Origin of the sequence: Shigella sp. FC1544 (assembly GCF_001722145.1) — a bacterium.
Lineage (GTDB): Bacteria > Pseudomonadota > Gammaproteobacteria > Enterobacterales > Enterobacteriaceae > Escherichia > Escherichia coli.
Genome location: NZ_MECT01000096.1, coordinates 1 through 7,200, shown reverse-complemented (window position 1 = coordinate 7,200; position 7,200 = coordinate 1). Strand labels below are relative to the sequence as shown.

Annotated in this window: 8 protein-coding genes and 1 pseudogene; 7 read left to right on the top strand and 2 right to left on the bottom strand. The window is 50.9% G+C overall.

Features of this window, described 5'->3' with window-relative positions; all coding sequences use genetic code 11:
* Both BGK49_RS25735 and dusC read right to left on the bottom strand, forming a co-directional pair.
* Window positions 1-147 (bottom strand): IS1 family transposase (locus tag BGK49_RS25735; protein WP_001393286.1); only part of this gene is annotated, 147 nt, incomplete at its 3' end.
* A 213-nt stretch (window positions 148-360) separates the two neighbouring features.
* On the bottom strand, window positions 361-1,311 hold the full coding sequence (dusC, locus tag BGK49_RS06810) for a tRNA dihydrouridine(16) synthase DusC (protein WP_001311941.1): 951 nt from the start codon (window positions 1,309-1,311) through the stop codon (window positions 361-363).
* A 238-nt stretch (window positions 1,312-1,549) separates the two neighbouring features.
* On the opposite strand from dusC, the gene BGK49_RS06805 reads away from it, so the two are divergent.
* From BGK49_RS06805 to preA, 7 genes and pseudogenes are all read left to right on the top strand, one after another.
* Window positions 1,550-1,948: a CidA/LrgA family protein gene (locus BGK49_RS06805; protein WP_001295452.1), complete on the top strand. Its 399-nt coding sequence runs from the start codon at window positions 1,550-1,552 to the stop codon at window positions 1,946-1,948.
* The gene (locus tag BGK49_RS06800; RefSeq protein ID WP_000968208.1) at window positions 1,945-2,640 is read left to right on the top strand and encodes a CidB/LrgB family autolysis modulator; all 696 of its coding nucleotides are present in this window, start codon (window positions 1,945-1,947) and stop codon (window positions 2,638-2,640) included. The genes BGK49_RS06805 and BGK49_RS06800 overlap by 4 nt, the downstream gene beginning before the upstream one ends.
* A 129-nt stretch (window positions 2,641-2,769) precedes the next feature.
* On the top strand, window positions 2,770-3,654 hold the full coding sequence (cdd, locus tag BGK49_RS06795; RefSeq protein WP_000553568.1) for a cytidine deaminase: 885 nt from the start codon (window positions 2,770-2,772) through the stop codon (window positions 3,652-3,654).
* Window positions 3,655-3,803: 149 nt separating this feature from the next.
* Window positions 3,804-4,523 carry an outer membrane permeability protein SanA gene (gene sanA / locus BGK49_RS06790; RefSeq protein ID WP_000920064.1) on the top strand — a complete coding sequence of 240 codons (720 nt, stop codon included), beginning with the start codon at window positions 3,804-3,806 and terminating at the stop codon, window positions 4,521-4,523.
* A gap of 2 nt (window positions 4,524-4,525) precedes the next feature.
* Entirely contained in the window at window positions 4,526-4,765 is a 240-nt protein-coding gene (locus BGK49_RS06785) for a DUF2542 family protein (protein ID WP_000383099.1), read from the top strand.
* A gap of 193 nt (window positions 4,766-4,958) precedes the next feature.
* On the top strand, window positions 4,959-6,197 hold the full coding sequence (gene preT, locus BGK49_RS06780; RefSeq protein WP_001136326.1) for an NAD-dependent dihydropyrimidine dehydrogenase subunit PreT: 1,239 nt from the start codon (window positions 4,959-4,961) through the stop codon (window positions 6,195-6,197).
* Window positions 6,191-7,102, top strand: a pseudogene (gene preA, locus BGK49_RS06775) (NAD-dependent dihydropyrimidine dehydrogenase subunit PreA); the annotation flags it as partial. The gene preT and the pseudogene preA, both read left to right, overlap by 7 nt.
* Window positions 7,103-7,200: the final 98 nt, after the last annotated feature.

Here is a 7,200-nt window from a genome sequence, read left to right as displayed (position 1 = left end):
TTGAGAAGCGGTGTAAGTGAACTGCAGTTGCCATGTTTTACGGCAGTGAGAGCAGAGATAGCGCTGATGTCCGGCAGTGCTTTTGCCGTTACGCACCACCCCGTCAGTAGCTGAACAGGAGGGACAGCTGATAGAAACAGAAGCCACTGGAGCACCTCAAAAACACCATCATACACTAAATCAGTAAGTTGGCAGCATCACCCGCCAGAGCCCGGGGGTGCAGGGGGAGGAGGCGATTGTCCTCCCTCTGCGCGCACCTTGCGCCAGTGGCAATATGTGGCTTAGTTCATGAAAGGAGCGCAACAAGATGATGAAGCTGAATAAGCGATTCATTGTCTCTGATAAGCTGCGATTCCACTATTATCGCAGCTTATCGATATCAATTGCCTGAATAGCCCTTGCAATATCATGGGAATTATTCAACACCCGAACATGCTGAAATAATTCTGTTGCTTCATCGTATTCTTTACGCAAATAACTCAACCACTGTTTAATCCGCGCTACGTGATATAACCCGGTATCGCCCTGCTTTTCCAGACGGGTATATTTTTGCAGCAAAGCAACCACCTCCGGCCACGGCATTCGCGGTTCGTTATATTTTACCACCCGGCTCAGGTTGGGAATATTGAGCGCCCCGCGACCAATCATCACTGCGTCGCAGCCGCTGATCGCCATGCATTGTTGCGCACTCTGCCAGTCCCAGATTTCGCCGTTGGCAATCACCGGAATATTCAGCCGCTGGCGAATCTCGCCAATCGCCTGCCAGTCAATATGCTCCGCGCGGTAACCCTGCTCTTTTGTCCGTCCATGCACCACCAGCTCCGTAGCACCAGCCTGTTGAACCGCATCGGCGATTTCAAACTTCTTCTCACCGCTGTCCCAGCCCAGACGCACTTTCACGCTGACGGGCAAATGCGCCGGTACAGCTTCACGCATCGCTTTTGCACCCTGGTAGATGAGTTCAGGATCTTTGAGTAACGTCGCCCCACCACCGCTACCGTTGACCGTTTTCGACGGGCAGCCGCAATTGAGATCCACGCCCCAGGAACCTAATTCCACCGCACGGGCGGCGTTCTCTGCCAGCCATTGTGGGAACTGACCCAACAACTGCACGCGCACCAGCGTACCGGATGGTGTCCGGCTGGCGTTTTGTAGCTCAGGGCAAATGCGATGAAAAACTTTTACCGGCAGCAGTTGATCCACCACGCGGACAAACTCGGTGATGCACAGATCGTAGTCGTTAACTTCGGTCAGCAATTCACGCACCAGAGAGTCAAGCACACCCTCCATCGGAGCCAGTAACACACGCATATCTTCACCCGCAAAAAAATGAGGCGCCATGTTAGCGCCTATGGTCAACGGATTAAAGGTCTGCAAAGAGGGATTGCTGCAAACTGTAATCCCTCTCTATGCTTGATGTATGCCTGAGTTCGTTGCGCATTGCGTAATGCCGGGGAGCGAAAAAATAAGCGCTGATCTCTTAATGTGATCGGTAGCACGTTTTACGGATTAATTGTATGATGAATCCATCTCATCTGGGGTGTTGATTATGAGTAAGACACTGAACATTATCTGGCAATATTTACGCGCTTTCGTCCTGATTTATGCCTGCCTGTATGCAGGCATTTTCATTGCTTCCCTGCTACCGGTAACCATTCCGGGCAGCATCATCGGGATGCTGATCCTGTTTGTCCTGCTGGCCTTGCAAATTCTTCCGGCAAAATGGGTCAATCCGGGGTGCTACGTACTGATTCGCTATATGGCGCTATTGTTTGTGCCGATTGGCGTAGGCGTCATGCAATATTTTGATTTGCTCCGCGCGCAGTTTGGCCCGGTAGTGGTTTCCTGTGCTGTCAGTACGCTGGTGGTTTTTCTGGTGGTGAGCTGGAGTTCACAACTGGTACACGGCGAACGTAAAGTCGTAGGTCAGAAAGGATCAGAAGAATGATGGCGAATATCTGGTGGTCATTACCGCTGACGTTGATTGTCTTTTTTGCCGCCCGCAAACTGGCGGCACGGTATAAGTTTCCCCTGCTTAACCCGTTGCTGGTAGCAATGGTGGTGATCATTCCTTTTTTAATGCTGACCGGCATCTCTTACGACAGTTACTTTAAAGGTAGCGAAGTGCTAAACGATCTGCTGCAACCGGCGGTCGTCGCGCTGGCCTATCCTTTATATGAGCAGCTACACCAGATCCGCGCGCGCTGGAAATCGATCATCACCATCTGTTTTATCGGCAGCGTGGTTGCGATGGTGACGGGGACTTCCGTGGCATTGTTGATGGGCGCTTCACCGGAAATCGCCGCGTCAATCCTGCCGAAATCAGTCACCACGCCTATTGCAATGGCGGTTGGCGGCAGTATTGGCGGTATTCCGGCAATCAGCGCAGTTTGCGTGATTTTCGTCGGCATTCTCGGCGCGGTATTTGGCCATACATTGCTTAATGCGATGCGTATTCGTACCAAAGCTGCGCGCGGTCTGGCAATGGGGACTGCCTCGCACGCCCTCGGTACAGCGCGCTGCGCCGAGCTGGATTATCAGGAAGGTGCATTTAGTTCGCTAGCGCTGGTGTTATGCGGGATAATTACTTCGCTGATCGCACCGTTCCTTTTCCCGATTATTCTGGCAGTAATGGGCTAAAATTTGCGATGCGTCGCGCATTTTTGATGTAAGTTTCACGCGTTGCATAATTAATGAGATTCAGATCACATATAAAGCCATAACGGGTTCGTAAACTGTTATCCCATTACATGATTATGAGGCAACGCCATGCATCCACGTTTTCAAACCGCTTTTGCCCAACTTGCGGATAACTTGCAATCTGCACTGGAACCTATTCTGGCAGACAAGTACTTCCCCGCTTTGTTGACCGGGGAGCAAGTCTCATCGCTGAAGAGCGCAACGGGGCTGGACGAAGACGCGCTGGCATTCGCACTACTTCCGCTGGCGGCGGCCTGTGCGCGTACGCCATTGTCGAATTTTAATGTTGGCGCAATTGCGCGCGGTGTGAGCGGAACCTGGTATTTTGGTGCCAATATGGAATTTATTGGTGCGACAATGCAGCAAACCGTTCATGCCGAACAAAGCGCGATCAGCCACGCCTGGTTGAGTGGTGAAAAAGCGCTTGCAGCCATCACCGTTAACTACACGCCTTGTGGTCACTGCCGTCAGTTTATGAATGAACTGAACAGCGGTCTGGATCTGCGTATTCATCTGCCGGGCCGCGAGGCACACGCGCTACGTGACTATCTGCCGGATGCCTTTGGGCCGAAAGATCTGGAGATTACAACGCTGCTGATGGACGAGCAGGATCACGGCTATGCGCTGACTGGTGATGCGCTTTCTCAGGCGGCGATTGCGGCGGCAAACCGTTCGCACATGCCTTACAGTAAGTCGCCAAGCGGTGTCGCGCTGGAATGTAAAGACGGTCGTATTTTCAGCGGCAGCTACGCTGAAAACGCCGCATTCAACCCGACTCTGCCACCGTTGCAGGGAGCGTTAATTCTGTTGAATCTCAAGGGTTATGATTACCCGGATATCCAGCGCGCGGTTCTGGCAGAAAAAGCCGATGCGCCGTTGATTCAGTGGGATGCCACCTCCGCAACGCTGAAAGCGCTCGGCTGTCACAGTATCGACCGCGTGCTTCTCGCTTAAGCCTGGTGCCGGATGCGGCGTGAACGCCTTGTCCGGCTTGCCAGCCCTCTCCTGGTGTCGAAAATCCCGGCAAACAGTTTGCCGTTTCTTGCGCAAAACCAGCGGGTAAAGTAGCCTGATGGAAATTTCCCTTAGATCGAGTCTCCTGCATGTTAAAGCGCGTGTTCCTCAGCCTGTTAGTCCTTATCGGCTTGCTGCTGTTGACTGTGCTCGGCCTCGATCGCTGGATGAGCTGGAAAACCGCGCCTTATATCTACGACGAATTGCAGGATCTCCCCTACCGCCAGGTCGGTGTGGTGCTCGGAACAGCAAAATATTATCGTACTGGCGTAATTAATCAGTATTATCGCTACCGCATTCAAGGAGCGATTAATGCCTATAACAGCGGTAAGGTAAATTATCTATTACTGAGCGGCGATAACGCATTGCAAAGTTATAATGAGCCGATGACCATGCGCAAAGATTTAATCGCTGCTGGTGTCGACCCATCAGATATTGTTCTCGATTACGCAGGCTTTCGTACGCTGGATTCCATAGTGCGTACACGCAAAGTTTTCGATACTAATGATTTCATTATTATCACCCAACGTTTCCACTGTGAGCGGGCATTATTTATTGCGCTGCATATGGGGATTCAGGCTCAGTGTTATGCCGTACCGTCACCGAAAGATATGCTGTCAGTACGTATTCGCGAATTTGCCGCCCGTTTCGGTGCGCTGGCTGACCTTTATATTTTTAAACGTGAACCGCGTTTTTTAGGGCCGCTGGTCCCTATTCCGGCTATGCACCAGGTGCCGGAAGATGCGCAGGGGTATCCCGCCGTCACACCCGAACAGTTACTTGAATTACAAAAGAAACAAGGAAAGTAGCTATGGATGTACAGCAGTTTTTTGTCGTTGCCGTTTTTTTCCTTATCCCGATATTTTGTTTCCGCGAAGCATGGAAAGGCTGGCGCGCAGGCGCGATTGATAAACGGGTTAAAAATGCACCGGAACCGGTGTATGTCTGGCGAGCAAAAAATTCCGGACTCTTTTTCGCTTATATGGTGGCATATATCGGCTTCGGAATTTTATCTATCGGCATGATTGTTTATCTTATTTTCTATCGTTAATATTTTCTCTTTTCTGTTAATTATTGAGAATAATTATTACTTCACTCAATAAGCTGCGGATATAACATTCTGAACCGCAGCTATTTGTGAATCCTTTCACAGTTTAAATTTCCCCACGCGCATAGCCTTAATATCAGCACGCAATATTTATTTAGCGTTCGCCTTAATTACTCATAGCATTAAGGAAGATCACATGCCGCAACAAAATTATCTGGATGAACTCACTCCGGCTTTTACGCCTTTACTGGCGATTAAAGAAGCCTCTCGCTGTTTATTATGTCATGACGCTCCCTGTAGTCAGGCTTGCCCAGCACAGACCGATCCGGGGAAATTTATTCGCTCAATCTACTTTCGTAATTTTAAAGGCGCTGCCGAGACAATTCGCGAAAATAATGCCCTCGGTGCCGTTTGTGCCAGAGTGTGCCCGACGGAGAAATTATGTCAAAGCGGTTGTACCCGTGCCGGTGTTGATGCTCCCATTGATATCGGCCGCTTACAGCGTTTTGTTACTGATTTTGAACAACAAACCGGGATGGAAATTTATCAGCCCGGTACTAAAACGCTCGGCAAAGTCGCGATTATTGGCGCAGGTCCTGCCGGATTGCAGGCCAGTGTGACACTGACAAACCAGGGTTATGACGTCACGATTTATGAGAAAGAAGCGCACCCCGGTGGCTGGTTGCGTAACGGTATTCCGCAATTCCGGTTACCGCAATCAGTGCTGGATGCAGAGATCGCCCGTATTGAAAAAATGGGCGTGACCATTAAGTGCAATAACGAAATCGGTAAAACACTCACCCTGGAGCAACTGAAAGCGGAAAACCGCGCGGTACTGGTCACCGTGGGGTTATCAAGCGGTTCCGGGCTACCGCTGTTTGAGCATAGCGACGTTGAGATTGCCGTCGACTTCCTGCAACGTGTACGACAGGCGCAAGGCGATATCAGCATTCCACAAAGCGCATTAATTATCGGTGGCGGTGATGTCGCGATGGACGTAGCCAGCACGCTGAAAGTTCTCGGCTGTCAGGCGGTAACTTGCGTAGCGCGTGAAGAGTTAGATGAGTTTCCGGCAAGCGAAAAAGAGTTTACCAGCGCCCAAGAGCTGGGCGTTTCGATCATCGATGGATTCACGCCAGTAGCCGTGGAAGGCAATAAAGTCACGTTTAAGCATGTACGGTTACCGGGCGAACTGACAATGGCGGCAGATAAAATTATTCTCGCCGTCGGTCAGCATGCCAGACTGGATGCCTTTGCGGAGTTAGAGCCGCAGCGTAACACTATCAATACACAAAATTACCAGACCCGCGATCCGCAAGTCTTTGCTGCGGGCGATATTGTTGAGGGTGACAAAACCGTGGTCTATGCCGTGAAAACCGGGAAAGAAGCCGCCGAGGCGATTCATCACTATTTAGAGGGAGCTTGCTCATGTTAACGAAAGATCTTTCGATTACTTTTTGCGGCGTGAAGTTTCCCAACCCGTTCTGCCTCTCTTCTTCGCCGGTAGGCAACTGCTATGAGATGTGTGCCAAAGCCTACGACACAGGTTGGGGCGGTGTGGTGTTTAAAACGATCGGCTTTTTTATCGCCAACGAAGTCTCGCCGCGTTTTGATCATCTGGTGAAAGAAGATACCGGTTTTATCGGCTTCAAAAATATGGAGCAGATTGCTGAACATCCGTTGGAAGAGAATCTGGCCGCCCTGCGTCGGCTGAAGGAAGATTACCCGGACAAAGTATTGATCGCTTCGATCATGGGGGAAAATGAGCAGCAATGGGAGGAGCTGGCGCGCCTGGTGCAAGAAGCTGGCGCGGATATGATCGAGTGTAACTTCTCCTGTCCGCAAATGACTTCTCATGCGATGGGTAGCGATGTCGGGCAAAGCCCGGAGCTGGTAGAAAAATATTGTCGGGCAGTGAAACGGGGTTCCACGCTGCCAATGCTGGCGAAGATGACGCCGAATATCGGTGATATGTGCGAAGTGGCGCTGGCGGCGAAGCGCGGCGGCGCAGATGGCATTGCGGCGATTAACACCGTTAAATCCATCACCAATATCGATCTTAATCAGAAAATCGGTATGCCGATCGTTAACGGAAAATCGAGTATTTCCGGATATTCCGGTAAAGCGGTAAAACCGATCGCCCTGCGCTTCATTCAGCAAATGCGCACCCATCCAGAACTGCGCGATTTCCCAATCAGCGGTATCGGCGGCATTGAAACCTGGGAGGATGCGGCGGAGTTTTTATTGCTCGGCGCAGCAACGTTACAGGTCACCACCGGCATTATGCAGTACGGCTATCGCATCGTAGAAGATATGGCGAGCGGGTTGTCGCATTATCTGTAAGCGTACAGCCTGAACCGTCTGGTCAGAATCTGACGAATTAGACAAAGTGGTGTCCACCAAATAAGTAGTGGGAACCAAAGTGTCAGATATGCAGA